The 18,208-nt window shown below is 68.2% G+C and carries 17 protein-coding genes; 8 read left to right on the top strand and 9 right to left on the bottom strand.

The features are described from left to right. Positions 1-207 precede the first annotated feature (207 nt). Entirely contained in the window at positions 208-780 is a 573-nt protein-coding gene (locus ACWCPQ_RS02020) for a hypothetical protein (RefSeq protein WP_449893679.1), read from the top strand. Positions 781-895: 115 nt separating this feature from the next. Here ACWCPQ_RS02020 and ACWCPQ_RS02015 read toward each other — a convergent pair whose 3' ends face one another. Continuing rightward, positions 896-1,591 carry an SGNH/GDSL hydrolase family protein gene (locus tag ACWCPQ_RS02015; RefSeq protein WP_449893677.1) on the bottom strand — a complete coding sequence of 232 codons (696 nt, stop codon included), beginning with the start codon at positions 1,589-1,591 and terminating at the stop codon, positions 896-898. After that, entirely contained in the window at positions 1,588-2,985 is a 1,398-nt protein-coding gene (locus ACWCPQ_RS02010; RefSeq protein WP_449893675.1) for an MFS transporter, read from the bottom strand. Before ACWCPQ_RS02010 ends, ACWCPQ_RS02015 begins: the two co-directional genes overlap by 4 nt. A 100-nt stretch (positions 2,986-3,085) precedes the next feature. Between ACWCPQ_RS02010 and ACWCPQ_RS02005 the strand changes: the two genes are divergently transcribed. Continuing rightward, a complete protein-coding gene (locus tag ACWCPQ_RS02005; protein WP_449893673.1) occupies positions 3,086-3,685 on the top strand; it encodes a TetR/AcrR family transcriptional regulator in 600 nt (199 codons plus the stop codon). A gap of 102 nt (positions 3,686-3,787) precedes the next feature. Here ACWCPQ_RS02005 and ACWCPQ_RS02000 read toward each other — a convergent pair whose 3' ends face one another. The 3 genes from ACWCPQ_RS02000 to ACWCPQ_RS01990 are packed head-to-tail and all read right to left on the bottom strand — an operon-like array spanning position 3,788 to position 7,180. Continuing rightward, positions 3,788-4,903: an NAD(P)-binding domain-containing protein gene (locus tag ACWCPQ_RS02000; RefSeq protein ID WP_449893671.1), complete on the bottom strand. Its 1,116-nt coding sequence runs from the start codon at positions 4,901-4,903 to the stop codon at positions 3,788-3,790. A gap of 11 nt (positions 4,904-4,914) precedes the next feature. Continuing rightward, the gene (locus ACWCPQ_RS01995; protein WP_449893669.1) at positions 4,915-6,513 is read right to left on the bottom strand and encodes a sensor histidine kinase; all 1,599 of its coding nucleotides are present in this window, start codon (positions 6,511-6,513) and stop codon (positions 4,915-4,917) included. After that, positions 6,506-7,180, bottom strand: a complete 675-nt coding sequence (locus tag ACWCPQ_RS01990) for a response regulator (RefSeq protein ID WP_449893668.1) — start codon at positions 7,178-7,180, stop codon at positions 6,506-6,508. The genes ACWCPQ_RS01995 and ACWCPQ_RS01990 overlap by 8 nt, the downstream gene beginning before the upstream one ends. A 120-nt stretch (positions 7,181-7,300) precedes the next feature. On the opposite strand from ACWCPQ_RS01990, the gene ACWCPQ_RS01985 reads away from it, so the two are divergent. The 3 genes from ACWCPQ_RS01985 (at position 7,301) to ACWCPQ_RS01975 (ending at position 9,870) form a co-directional block, all read left to right on the top strand. Beyond that, positions 7,301-7,678: a PepSY domain-containing protein gene (locus ACWCPQ_RS01985; RefSeq protein ID WP_449893666.1), complete on the top strand. Its 378-nt coding sequence runs from the start codon at positions 7,301-7,303 to the stop codon at positions 7,676-7,678. A 187-nt stretch (positions 7,679-7,865) separates the two neighbouring features. Further along, positions 7,866-8,567 (top strand): dienelactone hydrolase family protein, encoded by a 702-nt coding sequence (locus ACWCPQ_RS01980; RefSeq protein ID WP_449893664.1) that lies wholly within the window; start codon positions 7,866-7,868, stop codon positions 8,565-8,567. 283 nt (positions 8,568-8,850) lie between these two features. Then, positions 8,851-9,870 carry a beta-mannosidase gene (locus ACWCPQ_RS01975; RefSeq protein WP_449893662.1) on the top strand — a complete coding sequence of 340 codons (1,020 nt, stop codon included), beginning with the start codon at positions 8,851-8,853 and terminating at the stop codon, positions 9,868-9,870. Between the two features lie 192 nt (positions 9,871-10,062). Here the strand turns inward: ACWCPQ_RS01975 and ACWCPQ_RS01970 are convergent, their stop codons facing one another. The 4 genes from ACWCPQ_RS01970 to ACWCPQ_RS01955 all read right to left on the bottom strand — a co-directional run bounded on the left by ACWCPQ_RS01970 (position 10,063) and on the right by ACWCPQ_RS01955 (position 14,174). After that, positions 10,063-10,230 carry a hypothetical protein gene (locus ACWCPQ_RS01970; RefSeq protein ID WP_449893660.1) on the bottom strand — a complete coding sequence of 56 codons (168 nt, stop codon included), beginning with the start codon at positions 10,228-10,230 and terminating at the stop codon, positions 10,063-10,065. Between the two features lie 266 nt (positions 10,231-10,496). Beyond that, complete coding sequence (locus tag ACWCPQ_RS01965) at positions 10,497-10,814, bottom strand: winged helix-turn-helix transcriptional regulator (protein WP_449894376.1); 318 nt, start codon at positions 10,812-10,814, stop codon at positions 10,497-10,499. Between the two features lie 284 nt (positions 10,815-11,098). Then, a complete protein-coding gene (locus ACWCPQ_RS01960) occupies positions 11,099-13,690 on the bottom strand; it encodes an MFS transporter (protein WP_449893658.1) in 2,592 nt (863 codons plus the stop codon). Next, positions 13,683-14,174, bottom strand: a complete 492-nt coding sequence (locus ACWCPQ_RS01955) for a MarR family winged helix-turn-helix transcriptional regulator (RefSeq protein ID WP_449893656.1) — start codon at positions 14,172-14,174, stop codon at positions 13,683-13,685. Before ACWCPQ_RS01955 ends, ACWCPQ_RS01960 begins: the two co-directional genes overlap by 8 nt. 210 nt (positions 14,175-14,384) lie before the next feature. Between ACWCPQ_RS01955 and ACWCPQ_RS01950 the strand changes: the two genes are divergently transcribed. The 3 genes from ACWCPQ_RS01950 (at position 14,385) to ACWCPQ_RS01940 (ending at position 17,980) form a co-directional block, all read left to right on the top strand. Then, complete coding sequence (locus ACWCPQ_RS01950; RefSeq protein WP_449894374.1) at positions 14,385-15,035, top strand: nitroreductase family protein; 651 nt, start codon at positions 14,385-14,387, stop codon at positions 15,033-15,035. Between the two features lie 455 nt (positions 15,036-15,490). Next, the gene (locus ACWCPQ_RS01945) at positions 15,491-16,396 is read left to right on the top strand and encodes a cyclase family protein (RefSeq protein ID WP_449894372.1); all 906 of its coding nucleotides are present in this window, start codon (positions 15,491-15,493) and stop codon (positions 16,394-16,396) included. 51 nt (positions 16,397-16,447) lie between these two features. Next, positions 16,448-17,980, top strand: a complete 1,533-nt coding sequence (locus ACWCPQ_RS01940; protein ID WP_449893653.1) for a long-chain-fatty-acid--CoA ligase — start codon at positions 16,448-16,450, stop codon at positions 17,978-17,980. The last annotated feature ends 228 nt before the right edge of the window (positions 17,981-18,208 follow it).

Below are 18,208 nucleotides of genomic sequence, written 5' to 3'. Positions count from 1 at the left end.
GGGATTTCCCTACTTGGCCCGGAGGGGCCGGGCACCGCAGGATTGAGCCGTCCGGCCGTGCCGTGGTGGCGGCGCCGAATATCCGATGTCCGGCGTGATTCGGACGCACGGCGGGGCCGGACGGAAATACCAGGTGAATACCGCGGGTACGCGGTGATAGTTTCCGCTGTGCCGTCGAGGGGACGGTACCGACAACCGGTGGTTGATATGAGTGCGTCATCCGCACCGCACGAGGTCACGCAACGAATCCGAAAGGCGGCCGAGCTCGTCGACGCGTTGTTCACGCTATTCGATATCCGATACACGATGGTCGGCGCGACGCTGCGCGAAGCGTGCCGTGACGGCGCATTCCTCCGTCACCAGGCGATCGAACTCGCCGTGCTGAGCGAGGAGATCGAGGTGGTCGCCGGACCCGGGGCCCATATGCTGGCGGCGCGTGGCCTGCGTATTGTCGACTTCGGCGGCTACCTCGGAGTTCTCGAAGGAATGAGTCCGCCGTACACGGCTGTTCCGGTCGCCGAACTCGCCCGTGCGACACCGCTGGTGCGAATATCGGTCCTCGCCGGCGCCGGAGACGGTGTGGTGACCGACGGGACACTGCCCCACGACGACGGCCCCGGACCGGTGTTCGATCGGACCGATCTCGACCGGCTGTGCCGCCGGTCCTGCGGACCGCTGTCGCTTTCCAGCGTGGGCGACGACGCGGCCGCGCAATATCTCGACCGTCGGTACGGAACAGCGTGGCGCCGTCGCGCCCCGCGCGAATGCCGGCTCCACTGATGGGATCCGGGCTGGAGCGGGTGCCGGCCGGTGGGCTCGTAGCCCCGGCATCCGCCGGGTAGGTCCCGGGGTTCCGGCCGGTGGCCCACCGGCCGGACACCCCCGCATCACACGGTCAAGCAGGGTGGGTGGTCAGCGAGATCCGCTGTGCCAGTGCGCGGATCATCTCGGTCGCCACCACCGCGTGCCCGCTGGTCGTGAAATGGATGAGGTCGGCACTCATGAGGTCCGGGCGCAGTCGCAAGGGATGCTCCCAGAAGTCCACGAATACCGCGTCGTATCGGGCAGCCAGGGCACTGACGATGCCGTTGAGTTCGGCCATCCGATCACGCATGGGACGCATCGGTGCCATCCGGTCGGTCTCCCAGACATCGGCGACGGTGAACACACAGAGCTGGGCGCCGGTGGCGGCGAGTGCGGCGAACGCGGTATCGAGGTTCGCCCGCAATCGATTCTGATCGCCGCCGGGGTGGAAGAGATCGTTACCCCCGCAGCTCACGTGCACGAGGTCGGGGCGGAAATCCAGTACTCGGGCCAGTTGCTCGTCGAGCATCTGGCCGGAGGTGGCGCCGATCCGGCCGGTGTTGAGGTAGGTCACACCGGGATCCACCGCGGTGAGCACCTCCGCGACCCGGTCGGCCCAGCCGATATCGCGGTAGCCCGCCGAGGCATCGCCGACTCCCCGGGCGATGGAATCGCCCAGTACCGCGTAGCGCCGCCACGGTGCGCCGGTCAGCAGTGTGCGGGCCGTATCCGGGTCGATCAGCATCGGATCGTCGGATTCGGTACGGCGCTGGTGAAGGTGGGTCATTTCGACTCCTTTCGGAACGGAACGGCGATCAGGCAGGCCGCGACGGTGGCGAAGCCCGCGCACAACAGGAACAGCGCATGGAAACCTGCGCCGGGGTTCCCGGGGTGCGCGGCGAGAACCGCTGCCAGGACGGCGATTCCGAGTGCGCCACCCAGCTGGCGGGCGGTCAGGTTCATCCCGGTTCCCGCCGCGAATCGTTGCGGCGGTAGCGCGCTCGCCGCGGTGGCGCCCAGGACGGTCACCGCGATACCGACACCACCGCCGCCCAGCAACCCGGCCGGTACCCACGCCGACCACAGGTCCGGTGTCGGGCCGAACGAATCGGTGCTCATCCAGAGCAGCGTGGCGACGAACATCAGAACACCGAGCACGCCGGCCCACCGTCGCGCGTCCGGCGCGGTGATCCGCCCGGTGAGTGTCGCGGTCACCATGGAGGACACCGCGCCCACGCTGAGCGCCGCGGCCGAGCCGAGGACCGAGTAGCCCCACATCGTGTCGAGGAACATCGGCCCGGCCAGCAGCCAGGCGAACATGGCCGCGCCGAATGCGAACGAGGCGGCATTGGTCAGTGCGAACGGACGGCTTCGCCAGAGATCCACGGCGAGAGCAGGGTTCGGATGCCGGACCGACCGGCGCAGCGCGGCCAGCGCGAGAACGGCGCCGGCGCCGAGGGCGCCGAGGGTGGCCGGTGCGGTCCAGCCCCACCGCTGACCCTCGGTGACTCCGACGACGAGTCCACCCAGCCCCAGCGCGATCATGGCAGTGCCGACCGGGTCCGGCAGGGCGCCGGTGCGCCCGTGGTCCGGGGCCGGCATCCGGAACGCGATACCGGCCAGGCCGAGGGCGATGGGCACATTGATCACGAAGACCGAACGCCAGCCGAAGGCTTCGACCAGTGCGCCGCCGATTGCGGGGCCCACGACCGCGGCGAAACCACCGGCGGCGGACCAGGCGGCGATCGCGCCGCCGATCCGTTCGCGCGGTGTGATGCCGAGCAGCGCGCCGAGTGCGGCGGGCACCATCAGCGCGGCTGTCGCCCCCTGCGCCACGCGACCGGCGACGAGCCAACCGGCGTTCGGCGCGAGCCCGCACAGCAGGGAGGTGAGCGCGAAACCGAGCAGTGCGGCGAGGAAGACGGGCCGGCGACCCATCGCGTCGGCGATCCGGCCGCCCGGGGTGAGCAGTGCGGCGAAAGCGACCGCGTATCCGCTGACCACCCAGGTCAGGGTGGTGGTCGAGGTGCCGGGGTGGTCGCGGGCGAGGGAGGGGAAGGCGATATTGACGACCGAGAGGTCGAGGAAGGCGAGGAAGGCCGCACCGGCGGCGACGACGAGCGCGCCGGTCGCGTTTCCGGTGGGCTGCGGGCCGGTGGTCCGCATCGGCATTTCGGTCATGAGAGTCCTGGGGCTGGGAGAAACAAAACGTACGAACGTTCGTAAAGAAAATACGACCGATCGTTCGTATTGACAAGAGGGGGGTGTCAGAATGGTTCGTATGGTGGAGGCGAGTACGGATCAACGGCTGGTGAAAGGGGCCCGATCGCGGGCCGCGATCGCCCGGCACGCCGCGGATGTCGCATCGGTCGACGGACTCGCGGGTGTCAGCCTGGGCCGGTTGGCGAGCGACCTGGGCATCAGCAAGAGCGGGATCGCCACGTTGTTCAAAACGAAGGAAGCGCTCCAACTGGCAGCCGTCCGGGCCGGACGCGAGGTGTTCGTCGAGCAGATCATCACGCCCGCACTGGCGGTGCCGCGAGGTCTGCCGCGGCTGCGTGAGCTGGTGGAACGCTGGCTCGCATACATCACCGACCCGGTATTCCCGGGCGGCTGTTTCCGCGCCGCGGTGCTCACCGAATTCGACAGCAGGCCGGGCCCGGTCCGGGACGCGGTCGCGGCCGACCAGGAGGACTGGATGCGGTTCCTGGCGGCGGAGATCCGCAAGGCCCAGGAAGCCGGTGACCTGACCGGCCGGAGTGCGGAGGCCCTGGCCTTCGAGATCGATGCGATCGTCAGCGCCGCGAACACCGCGCGACAACTCGGCGACGACACACGGCTCGGCACCGCCCGCCGGATCCTGGACGACCTGCTGGACTGAGCGCCGGGAAGTACACCGCCGCGCTTGCGGATCCTTCGGTGAGCACCGCGGCGCGGAAATCGTCCTGTTCGCCGATCGATGCCCGGATCGGTCGCGCGGCGTTCAGTCCAGGCCCAGGTAACCGGTGAGTTCCGTCGCGGCCGCCCGTCCGGCCCGGTTCGCACCCACCGTGCTGGCCGACGGACCGTAGCCGATCAGATGGATCCGGGGATCGCTCGCCACCTGGGTGGCGAGTCGGCCGGTCATGGTGATTCCGCCGCCGGGGCCGCGCAGCCGCAGCGGGGCGAGGTGGTCGAGAGCGCTGCGGAAGCCCGTCGCCCACAGAATCACCCGGGCGGCCCGGAAACTACCGTCGGCCCAGCGCACGCCCGTCGGCTCGATATGGTCGAACATCGGCCGGCGCTGCAGTACACCGCGGTCCCGGGCCGCCCGCAGCCGGTCGTCGAGGGGGAGGCCGGTCACCGAGACCACCGAGCCCGGTGGAAGCCCGCGGCGTACCCGGTCCTCTACGATCGCCACCGCGCGCCGGCCCGCGTCCGTGTCGAACGCACTGTCCCGGAAGGCAGGTTCGGAACGTGTCACCCACGTGGTGGAGGTGACCTGCGATATCTCGTCGAGCAGCTGGACCGCGGAGATCCCGCCGCCCACCACGACCACATGCTGCCCGGCGAATTCGTCCGGACTGCGGTAGTCGCGGGTGTGCAGCTGCCGGCCGGTGAAGGTCTCGGCGCCGCGATAATGCGGGATGAAGGGATGTTCCCAGGTCCCGGTCCCGTTGATCAGGCCGCGGACGCGCAGGGTGCCCGCCCGGTCGGTTTCGGCGTGCAGCAGGCCGTCGCGTTCGCGTCGGTCACAGACCACCCGCACACTCACGGGCCGGCGGACCGCCAGCTCGAAATGCTCCTCATAACGCTGGTAGTAGCGTGGCACGGCGGTGGCGGCCGGGACTTCGCTGCCTGCCGATCCCGTGCCGGTGTTCTCGGCGAAGGCCATACCGGGCAGGTCGTGGACTCGGTTCACCGTGCTCAGGGTCAGTGACGGCCAGCGGAACTGCCAGGCACCGCCGGGGCCCGGAGCATGGTCGACGATGAGAAAATCCCGTCCGGGGACCAGTCCGCGCTTTCGCAGGTGGTAGCCCGCCGACAGCCCGGACTGCCCGGCCCCGATCACCAATATCGGAAAATCCGGTTCTGCCGCGGCGGTCGTCTCCTGCGTCACGATCGCCGATGCTATTCGGACTGTCCGGGCGTCACCGGAAGCCGCACCACGAACCGGGCACCGCCGGAGTCCGCGGCCTCGACAAGAATCGACCCCTCGTGCCGGTGGACCACATCACGAACGATCGCCAGTCCCAGGCCCGCACCGCCCTCGTCCCGGCTGCGGGCATCGTCGAGGCGTACGAAACGCTGGAAGATCCGTTCCCGGTCGGGCTCGGGCACCCCGGGTCCGTCATCGGCCACGGCGAGCACTGCCTGTTCGCCGTGGTGCTCCAGCGTCACCCGAACCGTTGTCGCCGCGTGTCGCTGCGCATTGTCGACGAGATTGCCCAGGACCCGGCCGATCTGGGTCCGGCTGCCGGTCACCACGAGCGGTTCGGTGGGCAGATCGGAGCCGACCGGTATGCGATCGCCCACGCGGTGGATCAGCTCGTCCCGGACCAGCGCCGCGAGATCGACCCGGTCCGAGCGCGGCTGTTCACCCGCGTCGAGCCGGGCCAGGAGCAGTAGATCCGCGGCGAGATGTTCCAGCCGGACGGTGTCGCCCAGTAATCCGTCCAATTCGAGCAGACCCGGATGGGCCTGCGCCACCTCGAGTTGGGTGCGCAGACTGGCAATGGGGCTGCGCAGTTCGTGCGCGGCGTCGGCGATGAACCGGCGCTGGCGTTCCGAGGACTGCTCCAGGGCCGCCAGAGTGTCGTTGGTGGTGACGGCCAACCGGCCGATCTCGTCGCGCGCGGCAGGTTCGGGAACCCGCCGTGACAGGTCACCGTGCATGATCTCGGCGAGTTCGGACCGGATGGACTCGACCGGCCGCAATGCCCACCGTGTCACCAACCAGGTCACTCCGGCGACGACCGCGAGCAGCAGCGGCAGGCCGATGAGCATGGCCCGTCGCACGTCGGCGACCGCACTGTCGGCCGTATCCAGCGAAGCGCCCGCGTAGACCGTGACCGGCCGACCGTCGGAAGTCGTAGCCGCGAGCGCGGCGACTCGATAACCGGCCGGATCGGAATCGCCGACCGCTATCTGCGCCTGCCCGAATTCCGGTTCTGCTGTCGACGCTGTTGCACCGTCGCGGCCGGTACGGGCGCTGTCGGTGCCGATCGCGTCGCCGCTGCCGGCGGCGCTGTCGGCGGAATTCGACGATCCGTCCTGTTCGTTCTCGTCTTCGTCGTCCTTCTCGTCCTCATCCTCGTCGCCCGCGTCGTCGTCGGATTCGCTCGCTGCGGATTCCGCTTCCTCGTCTTCCCCGGATTCCTCGCCGGCGGTGGGGCCCCGCCCGAGATCCGCGATGGGACCTCGACTCCGCAGGTCGTCGTCCGCCGCCAGGATCTGTCCGTCGGCCGAAACGACCTGGACCGGTTCGTCTTCGGGATCCGGCAACCGGAGTTGGGACAACGGTGTGCCCGCCGCCATCTGTGCGGTGATATCGGCAGCGGTCTTCCCGGCCTGCAGGTCCGCGCTGTCGACCAAGTTGTCGCGCAATGCCGCGAGCACGATCAGTCCGGTGGCGGTCAAGGCGATGGCCACCACCACGGTGGCCGCGGTGGTGGTGCGTGCCCGGACCGAACTCCACCAGGTCTTCCGGCGCCGCGCTCGCTCAGCCACGAGCCGCCAGCCGGTATCCCGCCCCGCGGACGGTCAGGATGGTGCGGCAGCCGAACGGGGTATCGATCTTGCGCCGCAGCGTGCTGATGTACACCTCGACGATATTCGGATCGCCGTCATAGGCGAAGTCCCAGACATGCTGGAGGATATCGGCTTTGGACACGACCTCGCCGGCCCGGACGGCCAGGTGTTCCAGAACCGCGAACTCCTTGGCTGTGAGGGATACGTCCCGGTCGCCGCGCCGGCAGGTATGGGTCGCGGGGTCGACGACCAAGTCGCCGATACGCAACACCTGCACCCCGCCGCGGGTGCGGCGGCGCAGCAGGGCCCGGATCCGCGCCACCAGTACGACATACGAGAACGGTTTGCTGAGATAGTCGTCGGCACCGGTGTCCAGGCCCTCGGCCTCGTCGTATTCGCCGTCTTTGGCGGTGAGCATCAGAACAGGTGTTTCGTGACCGGCGGCGCGCAGCGTGGCGCACACCCGGTAGCCGTTCATCCCCGGCAGCATGATGTCCAGGATGATGAGGTCGTAGTCGGTACTGGTCGCCCGGTGCAGCCCCTCGGTGCCGTCGTGGACGACGTCGACCGCGAAACCCTCCGCGGACAAGCCTTTCGCCAGTGCCAGGGCGAGGCGTTTCTCATCCTCCACGATCAGCAGACGCATTGCACCAGACTGGCAGATGCTTGCTGAAATCTTCTTCAGGTTGCTTCAGGTCACCTTCAGCATCGTCTTGCCAGAGTGATCACCACATTCGGGAAGTACACCCACCCAGGAGGTTTCACCATGGCAAGCGTCATTCGTCACGCGGTCGCCGGTCTGCGTTGGATTCTCATCGGCGCCGCGGTCGCGGCCGTGGTCGTCGGGGCCAGTATCGGCGTTTCCACCGTCGCGCTGGGGCATGCGCCGCATACCGGCAATATCGCGCTGGACCGGCCGATCGCCGAGGTGTCACTCGTCGCCGATCCGGGAATCGATCGGGCGCAGGCGATGGACGCCGCGGTGGCCGCCGTTCCGGACAGCCGGGCGGTGTCGGCCGAATTCGATACCGAGCACGGTACGCCGGTCTGGGAGGTGGAGGTCGTGACCTCGGCCGGTGTGGAATACGAGGTCACCGTGGACGCGAAGACGGGCGACGTCATCGGTGCGGTCGACCACGACTGATCGGTTTAGGTGCCGCGCGTGCTGCCGGCTGCCGCGAGGAGCGGCAGCCGGCAGCGTCGTGATCGCCGGCGGCGGCCCGGCGGCCGGCTCGACCGGGCCGCGGGTTACGCGGGGGAGCCGGGCCCGGCACTACACTCACGGGCACTGTTGTCTGCGAGAGTTCCAGATCGAACAGAGGTGGCCGCTGATGACGATGATCGAGGTTTCCGCACCCGACGGCGATATCGAGGCCGTGCTGGAGACGCCCGAGGGCCCCGGGCCGTGGCCCGGGGTGGTCCTGCTGCACGACGCGGTCGGCCTGACTGCCGATCTGCGTCGTAATGCTCGCATGCTGGCCGATAACGGCTACCTGGTGATCGCGCCGGATCTGTTCTCCCGTGGACCCCGGTGTGTGCCCGGAGTGTTCCGTGAGCTGCTGTTCACCGGTGAGGGAAAGACTGTGCGGGATATCCTCGCCGCACTGCGGCGGGTGCGCGACGATTCGTCGTGCACCGGCCGCGTCGCGGTGGCCGGGTTCTGTATGGGCGGGGGTTTCGCGTTGCTGACCGCGCCCCGTGGCTTCGATGCCGCCGCTCCCTTCTATCCGACCGGCCGCGGCAACTACGCCGAGACACTACGCGGCAGCTGCCCGATCGTCGCCAGCTACGGTCGGTTGGATCCGATCAATATCGGCCGCGCGCACCGGCTGGAACAGGTGCTCGACGACTACGAGGTGGCGCACGACGTCAAGACCTATTCCGGAGTCACCCATGGTTTCGCCAACCGTTTTCCGGTCGAGCCGGTCCTGCGGGTGACCGGTCTGGGCTACGACGCGGCCGCCGCCGATGATGCCTGGCGCCGGGTGTTCGCGTTCTTCGACGCACATTTGAAATCCCCTTCGCCGCAATAACTGTCGCTGCCGCCGGTAGGGGTGACGGGCCGAGGTGCGCCGCGGGGCGCTGTTCCCTGAATAGGGAAGTGTTCCTTCGGAAACTCACGCCGTTGAATATCGTACCGTTCAACAACGGCATAGTCTGCCGCGGTGGCGTCCGGAGTCGTTCCCGGACCGGGTGATTCGACGGAAGGGAGTTCGCGATGTCCAGGAATATCTTCAGTTACATGCTGATGATGATGGTCATGATGATGATGTTCTGAGCGATCCCGGGGCGACTCGGGAGAATCGAGGCGGAACCATGTCGAGTGGCCGGGTATCGGTCGTGAACGGTGGTCTGCGCTTGGACGGCCGGCCCTGGTGGCCGGCCGGGCTCGATGCCTATCAACTCGCCACCGACTGGTCGGTCAACCGCGGGTGCGGCGCGCAGGTCGATCTGGATCGCTATTTCGCCGCCCTGCCGCCCAACTCGCTCACCCGATTCGACGCCTTCGAATCGCTGGCCACCGACAAGACCACCGGCGGGCGGAACTGGTCCCCGATCGATGCGGTATTCGCGGCCGCCGCGCGGCACCGGCAGTGGGTGATTCCGGTCCTGACCGCGCAGGACGGCGCCTGCGAGGACGAAGTCTTCAAAGAATACGACTGGTACGCCGACGGCTGGCGACACCGGCCGCACGGGAGCGCGGCGTCTTTCCGCGACTGGGTGGTCGCCGCGGTCGAGCGGTGGCGTTCGGCTCCCGCGCTGGCGGCCTGGGAACTCGTCGGCGAGCCCGAAACCAGTATGTGCGCCACCGGTACCGCCGGGGTGCGGGAGCGGATATGCCCGCCCGGCGCCGCCCGCGTACTGCGGAATTTCATGGACGAAGCAGGGGCGGTGGTTCGACAGCTGGCGCCCGTGCAGCTGATCACTGCGGGACTGCTCGGCGGCGGCCAGTGCGGTTCGGCGGCCGACGATTACGGCTACCTCGCCGAATCGCCGAACGTCGACATCGTGCAGTACCACGACTACGGCGCCGACGGTATCCCGCTGCCGGGTGACCGGTGGAACGGATTGGCTCGCCGTATCGAGCAGTCGACGGCGGCCGGTACCGCGCTCCTGGTCGGCGAGATCGGGCAGTATTGCGACGGATCGCCTGCCGCGCTGGACCGGCGCGCCGCCGATATCGAACGCAAGATCACCGGTCAGCGTGCCGCCGGGACGGCGGGAGCCTTGCTGTGGGCCTTCGTTCCCGACCCCCGCACCGGACCTCCGACCTACGATATCGGCCCCGCCGATCCGCTGTTCGACGTCCTGCGGCGGCACAACATCGCCCCGTGAACGACTGCCCGAAGACGGATGAGCAGGTCACGCGTGGCGGCGACCTGCTCATCCCGGCGCACGCTCCTCGACGAGCAACGTGCGCTCTTCAGGTTGGCTGGAGATCGGTACCCGAGATGATTCATCCGGTTCGGTCCGGATGAACTCGGTCCCGCACCGGCAACGGCCCACCGGCGCAGGCGATCCGAGAACTCAGATGCAGACTGTGGCGCTGCCGAGCGGTACGCAGATTCCGATCACGACCGAACCCTCGATCGGAGTGGCGGACGGAGCAGCCGCCGAGGCGACAGGGGCGGCGACGGCGCCCAGGGAGAGAGCGATCGCGGTCGCGGCGAAGATCTTGGTGATTCTGGTGGACATCTCAGATCCTTCGGTCGGGGTGGAACCGGATATCGTTCGCACAGCACTCCCAGTTTTCGCCGATCGCAAGGTCGGCACCAGACAAGAAACCATCAATTTCCGGTGGGGAGGTCACGGTCGAGTCACCGGGGGCCCGGTCGAGTGTTGCGCCGTGGCCGCGGCACCGGTGCGCGATCTGATCCGAGCGGCTGCGGTGGTGCGACCAGCTCGTTCGGGCGCGTACGGCCCGCCGGCGAGTGGATCGCGCACGGACGCCGCGCACTCGGTCAGCAATGTTCGGCGTCGAACTCTTCGCGGCTGCGCACGATATCGGCGTGGTTCGTCCGAGCCCCGTCCGCCATCGCGTTCACGATCACGGCCAGGCTCCGGCCTCGGTCGGAGAGGGAGTACTCGACCCGGGGCGGCGCGGTCGGATATACCCGGCGGCTGATCAGACCGTCGCGGAGGAGGTTACGAGTGCTGACGGTGAGCATGCGCTGGGACAGGCCGGGGATCGTGCGCTGTAACTCGGTGAAACGTCGCGGGGCGGAATGCAGTTCGACCAGGACCAGCAGGCTCCACCGGTCGCCCGGTCGTTCCGGCAGTTCCTTGATCCCGCAGTGATCTCCACCACACGGACCGGTTGTTGCGGGGACGGGGACTCGGTCGGTTACCTGGGTGTTCGGTCATCGATGTGCCTACTGTCGATCATTCGCGAGCTCGGCGATGATCGACCCGCGGCCGTGGCCGACCCGGGCGTGGCGGAGAGGGGGGCGACAAGCCCGGCACGGTGGTCCTGGTCGCGCTTCGGGTATCGAGCATCGGGATGATCGTAAGCCGGGAAACACCACGGGGGAGTCCGTTTCCGGACTCCCCCGTGGTGGGTCGTTCACATCTGGTCGTCGGTTCCGTAGCCGAGTTCGATGTCGTAGCCGACCTCTTCACCGGAGATGCCGATCTGTCCGGTGACCGGCGGGTAGCCCCGGGCCACGACCGTGTACTGCCCTTCGGGCAGATCGGGCACGGTATAGCGGCCGTCCGCGTCGGTGCGCGCCGTGGCGGTGACATCGCCGGTCGCGTCCAGGACGGTGATCTGGATATCGGCCACCGCCCGGCCGCCGTCGGCGCGGGCAGATCCGGTCAGCACGGCCATCTGGGCGAGTTCGATATCGTGGCGCAGCCGGCCACTGTCGGGCACGGTCAGCGCCGTCGCGGTCGGCCGCATATGTTCGGCGACCGCGACCAGGGTGTAGGTCCCGGGGACCACGCCGTGGCACAGGTACGCGCCGTCCTCGGCGGATGCGGCCGAGGCGACCACCTCGCCGTACTGGTCGGTGACCGTGACGGTCGCGCCGGCCAGCGGCGTACCGCCGCGGGCCGACCGGACGGTGCCGGTCAGCTCGCCGAGCCCGGAGAGGGTGAGATCCATCCGCTGGGCCTGCGCGGCGTGCGCGACATTCACCGCGGTCGGCCGGTGCCCCGGAGCCGAGACGATCAGCACATAGCTGCCCGGGCCGGGTGCGGTGATCGTATAGCCGCCGTCGGCGGATCCGGCGGCCCGTGCGACCTGATGTCCGCGCTGGTCGATCAGGGTCAGGGCCGTACCCGGTACCGGATGCCCGTCCTCCCGGGTGATGGTCCCGTGGAATCCGCCGTCCTCGTCGCCTGTTCCGGCGAACCGGGACACCGGTAGCGAGGCCCGGTCGGTCGCGACGGCGCTGTACACCCCGTGTCCGTTCTGACCGGCGGTGGCCTGCGCGGTGAGCGCGCCGACCGGTACCGGTGCCGGCTCGGTTCGTGGATCGTCGGCGTTCTCCGCCGCCGGCGCGTGGTGCCGGCCCACGGGTTCCGGGGCCGCCGGCGTGCTCTCCAGATCGGCGAGATCGTCGGGTACCCGGTCTTTCGGCTCCATATCGGTGGCGGCCGCGGGATCGACCGGCTTCTCGATATCGATGGTGCGCCGCAGTGGGCGGTTAGGGAGCAGGGCGGCGGCGACGAGCGCCACCACCGTGGTGACCGCCGCGATCAGGAAGATCCGCCCGGTGGCATCGCCGTAGGCGAAGCGCACGATTTCGGCGATCGGCGCGGGCAGCGATTTCAGGTCGAGGTTGCCGCTGCCCGAGGAGTTCGTATGGATGCCCAGTTCGGCGAACCGCGCGGTGGACAGTTCGCTGACCCGGGTCGCCAGGACCGAACCCAGGACCGAGACACCGATGGCGCCTCCGAAGGTGCGGAAGAAGGCGACGCTGCTGGACGCCGCGCCGATGTTCTGCACGCTCACAGTGTTCTGGACCGCCAGCACCAGGTTCTGCATCATCATGCCGACACCCGCGCCGGTCAGGGTGATGAAACAACCGATCAGCCAGATGTTGGTGGCGTGGTCGACGGTGGACAGCAGAGCGAAGCCGATGACCAACAGCGCGGCGCCGGTGACGACGAAGCTTTTCCATTTGCCGAACCTGGTGATGAGCTGACCGGATGCCACGGAGGCCACCAGCATTCCGGCCACCATCGGGGACGACAGCAGACCGGCGGCGGTCGGGGAGTAGCCGCGGGCGGTCTGCAGATACTGCCCGAGGAAGGTGGTGGCGCCGAACATGCCCACGCCCACGGCGATCGAGGCGATGATGGCCAGCGCGGTGGTGCGTTCGGTGACGATCTTGAGCGGGATGACCGGGTCTTTCACCCGCGATTCGACGAACACTGTCAACGCCAGCAGCAGTACACCGCCGCCCACGTAGAGCGCGGACTCGGTGGACCACCACTCGTAGTAACCCGATTTGCCGGCGAACGAGACCCAGATCAGCAGCACGGAGACACCCGCGGTGAGCAGGGTGGCGCCGAGCCAGTCGATGCTCACCCCCTCCTTGCGGGAGGTGGGCAGGCGGAGGGTGCGCTGCAGGAGCAGTAGCGCGATCACGGCGAGCGGGATGCAGATGAAGAAGCACCAGCGCCAGCCCAGCGGGCTGTCCACGATGACACCGCCGAGAATCGGCCCACCGGTCATCGAGACGGCCATGACGGCGCCCATATAGCCGGAGTACCGGCCGCGTTCCCGGGGCGGGATGATGCTGCCGATAATCGCGACGACCAGTGCCGTCAGACCACCCATGCCGACACCCTGGAGAGCGCGCGCGGCCAGGAGCAGCCCGACGTTGTGCGCGAAACCGGCGATCACCGAGCCGACGACGAAGATCACGATGCCCAGCTGCACCAGCGTCTTCTTGTTGAACAGGTCGGCCAGTTTGCCCCAGATCGGCGTGGAGGCCGCGTTGGTGAGGAGTGCGGTGGTGATGACCCAGGCATAGGCCGTCTGCGACGCGTGTAGATCGCCGATGATCGTGGGCAGTGCGTTGGCGACGATGGTCGTGCTGAGCAGCGCGGTGAACAGCGCCGCCAGCAGACCGGTCATCGCTTCGAGGATTTCGCGATGGCTCATGGCGAGCGGATCGCGAGAGGCTGGCGCCTCGGTGTCAGACATCGGCTCTCTCTTTCGAAACCTGCGGGTTCTCGTCCGCCGTGCCACAGCGGTCCCGGGAGTTGAGGGAATTCCGGAGGCGGCGTACCACCTGGTACGCCTGGTCCACGTCGTCCTCGGTCCAGTCGCCGAGGGTTTCCTGGAGGTGCTGGGTGTGAAATGCCCGCACGCGGTGCAGTAGATCCTGGCCTTCGGGGGTGAGCTGGACCAGGCTGGCGCGGCCGTCGCTGGGATCGGCCTCGCGGCTGATGTATCCGGCGGCGGCCAGTTCGGTGATGTGCCGGCTCATGGCCGACGGGGTGATGTGCAGATCGGCCGCGAGGCCCACCTGCCGGCACGGGCCGGCCGTCTCGAGGGTGGACAGGACACCGAGCCCGCCGGGAAGGAGCTGGCCCGCGTCGGAGTGGGCCAGGGTGCTCCGGAGAGCGCGGCTGATCAGGAACAGTTCGCCGAGGAGGTTCTGTGTGGTATCCGATGAGACTGGCACGATCACTCCAAGCGGTGGTTAGTTCCCTACGCTAACTAAAGCTAGATCAGTTGCTTGCAGTAATCAACTATCGCAAATCCGGCATAACCACCACGTCGGCGTGGCTCGGCCGTGGCTCCGCCGCCGGAGTTGCCTCGATTAGCCTCGGAGTGGATCCGAACACCCGAACCGGGTACCGTGCCCGGTCCGACCGAAAGGGCGATTGTGCCGATAGAGCTGGACCTGTCGACCGACGAACTGCTGTCCACCACCCGGGCGGTGCGCAAACGACTCGATCTGGAGCGCGAGGTTCCGCTCGAGGTCGTGCGGGAGTGTATCGAACTGGCGGTCCAGGCGCCGAGCGGTTCGAACCGGCAGGGCTGGCACTGGGTCGTGGTCACCGATGTCGAGCAGAAGCGCGGGCTGGGGGAGCTGTACCGGAAGGCGTTCGAACGGTACGCGGCCTCGAAGTACTTCCCCGGCAATCGGGCCGGTTCGGATTCCGCCGCCGATGCCGCCCGGCAGCGGATCGCCAGTTCGGCGACGTATCTGGCGGAGAAGATGGGCGAAGTGCCCACCCTGCTCGTCCCGTGTATCGAGGGCCGGGTGGACGAGGCGCCGAGTGCGCAGAGCGCATCCCATTGGTCCTCCCTGTTCCCCGCGGTCTGGAGCTTCTGCCTGGCCGCCCGTTCCCGGGGGCTCGGTACGGCGTGGACCACTCTGCATCTGGGATACGAGCGTGAGGCGGCCGAGATCCTCGGAATCCCCTACGAGAGCGTGTCCCAAGGGGCGCTGCTCCCGGTCGCCTATACCAAGGGTGCCGATTTCAAACCCGCCGCCCGGACCGATCTGGACCGGATCGTGCATGTCGGCGGCTGGTAGAGCGGTGTTGCTCCGGGTCCCCGGGCCGGTGGTCCGTAAGAGGTTCGGGTAGAGCGGTTTCCGTCGGTGCCCGGCATCGGTGGCGGACCACCCGACGCCGGAAATTTCCCGCCGGCCGGCGTACCTGTGGCTGTCGCCGACCTGGGCGGGTCCGACCGGTGGAGGTTCTCCTCCGGATCATGGGTTCGGCCGGGGGGAGTGGCCGCACCGGCTCCGACTCGGGTCGGTCCGCGGCTGCGAACAAGGTGGCGGGGGAGGAGGTCGGCGCCGCGTTGGTGTTCCGGGCCTGATCACGGCGTGTCCCGACGCTCCGGGAACGGCGTGGGTCCGGCTCCGGGTGTGCGGATATGCCCTTGACAGGTGGCGTGTCAGCGATCACACTTGCGACGGAAGTTGACATGACTGTCACGTCAGTATCAGTGATTCAGGAGGCATCGGTGCCTGCAGTTCCGGATATGCGCGCGCTCGGGCGAGAAGTGAGCAACTGGGGTCGCTGGGGGAGCGACGACGAACGGGGAACCACGAACCTCATCACGCCGGAACGAGTAGCCGCCGCGGCGGCGGCGATTCGGACCGGAGAGGTATTCCATCTCGGCATCCCGTTGGACGGTGACGGCCCGCAGCCCGGCGGGCTGCGGATCAACCCGATCCGGCTCATGTCCGAGAACGGCCAGGAGCAGGTGCTACCCGGCGGATTCAAATGGGCCGACGATTATGTCTTCATGCCGCTCCAGGCGGGTTCGCAATACGATTCGCTCGCGCATGTGCACTACGACGACCAGCTCTACAACGGATTCGCGGGCGCCGGAGTCTCGGTCAAGGGTGCCGATAAATGCGGTATCCACACCCAAGCCGGTGGAATCGCCGGACGTGGGGTCCTCCTCGATATCGCGAAGGCGCGCGGCGTGGACTGGCTCGAGGCGGGCACCGCGATCGGACCCGAAGAACTCGACGAGGTGGCCGAAGCTCAGGGCGTCACCGTGGGCGCGGGCGATATCCTGCTGATCCGGACGGGCTGGCGCAAGAAGTTCCTGTCCGACGGCGACCCCGCTGGGTTCATGGCCGGAGAGCCCGGGCTGAGCCTGAACTGTGCGACCTGGTTGCGCGAACACGATGTGGCCGTGGTCGGCTCGGACAACTGGGCGGTCGAGGTGATGCCCGGCGAGAATCCGGGGGCCGCGTTCGAGCTCCATATGGTGCTCATCCGGGATATGGGTCTCACCCTCGCGGAGATGCTCGACTTCGAGGATCTGTCCGCGGCGTGCGCCGCCGACGGCCGCTACGACTTCTTCTACGCAGGACCGCCACTGCAGTTCACCCGCGGTATCGGCTCCCCGGTCAACCCGCTGGCCATCAGATGAGGGCCGTGACGTTCACGCCGGGAATGCCCCGGCCGGAGAGAGGTGGGACCGATGCTCGTCGGTGACATCGTCGAATACGGCGCCCGAAAACACCCGGACCGCGTCGCACTGCGGTTCGAGGACGAGCAGATCGGCTACCGGCAATTGCGGGACCGGAGCCGGCGGCTGGCCAACGCGTTGCTGGGTGTTGCCGAACCCGGTGACCGGGTGGCGGTCCTGTCCGGTAACTGCACCGAGTACTTCGACTGCTACTACGGCGTACCCATGGCGGGGATGGCCCTGACCATCCTGAACTTCCGGTCGCACCCGGATCAGGTGACCGCACTGCTGGAGCACTCCGGGGCCGGAGTACTGATCGTCGCAGCGGAATTCGCCGACCTGGTGGACCGGGTTCGCGCCGAGGTCCCCACTGTGCATACCGTGGTGTCGATCGGCGGCGCGGTCGAATCCGCTGTCGAATGGGCCGAATTCGTCGACGGCGCAGCGGTTTCGGAACCGTCCGTCCGTCCGTCCGTCGACGATACCGCGTGGCTGGTGTACACGAGCGGGACGACCGGCACACCCAAGGGGGTGATGCTCAGTCACCGCAACCTGCTGGCCGGGATCACCTCGTCTGCGCTGCAATGGGAACTCCCCGAGGACACCGTGTTCCTCTTCTGTTTCCCGCTGTGCCATGTCGGCGGTTACGTCACGCTGGTGAACCATCTGCTGGGCGCCACCGTGGGTTTCCTCCGGGCCTACGACAATGCCACGTTCCTGAGGTTGGTGGACGAATGGCAGGTCACGCAGAGCGGACTCGCACCGACCATGATCAGTTTCCTGCTCCGGGACCCGGCCCTCGATACGAGTGCGCTGACCTCGCTGCGGGCGATCGGATACGGTTCGGCGGCCATTCCGGCCGCAGTGCTGCGGGAGGGGTTGCAGCGATTCGGCTGCGATTTCTATCAGGGCATGGGGATGACCGAGCTCGCCGGCAACGTACTGCATTTGGATTCCGCGGCTCATCGTCGCGCGGCCGCCGGTGAGACCGGTCTGCTGATGTCGGCGGGTAAACCCATGCGACTGGCGGATATCCGGGTGGTCGACGACGATTTCGCCGATGTCGCGATCGGCGAGGTCGGCGAGATGGTCGTGCGTGCCGATCAGGTGACCGTGGGTTACTGGAACGATCCGCAGGCGACCGCGGCCGCGTTCACCGACGGATGGTTCCGCACCGGCGATCTGGTCCGGCAGGACGACGAGGGTTTCGTCTATATCGTCGACCGCAAGAAGGATCTCATCATCAGCGGCGGCGAGAACGTCGCCTCGCTGATGGTGGAACAGGCCCTCTACCGGCATGCCGCGGTCGCGGAAGCCGCCGCGATCGGCGTTCCCGACCAGACCTGGGGCGAGGTTGTCTGCGCGGTCGTGGTGCCGCGCGACGGGGTGCGGGTCGAGGCCGCCGACATCATTGCCGGCTGCCGGGATCACCTGGCCGGCTTCCAGGTTCCGCGTCGGGTCGAGTTCGTGGACGCGCTGCCCAAGAACGTGACCGGCAAGATCCTCAAAAGAGAACTTCGCGAGCGGTTCTCGCCTGCGGGATGAGGGAACGGGGCCGGCCGGGTACGCCCGGACCGGCCCCGCCGGCCAGGTGACCGACGATATCCCGTGGAACATGAGCGGGGATCTCGTCGGCCGGGCCGCTGCGCGACAGACGACCGAGCCCGGCTCCGGCGCTACCGCCGGATCCGGGCTCGGTTGTCTGCGCGATCGGGAAGCATCGCGGAAGGGTCCGGCACGGTCGGTGCACCCGCGGGTTCGGGAACGGATGCG

The sequence above is a fragment of the Nocardia sp. NPDC001965 genome (genome assembly GCF_053594175.1).
Note: the sequence above shows the minus strand (reverse complement) of the source record. Positions and strands in the feature narration are given on the sequence as shown.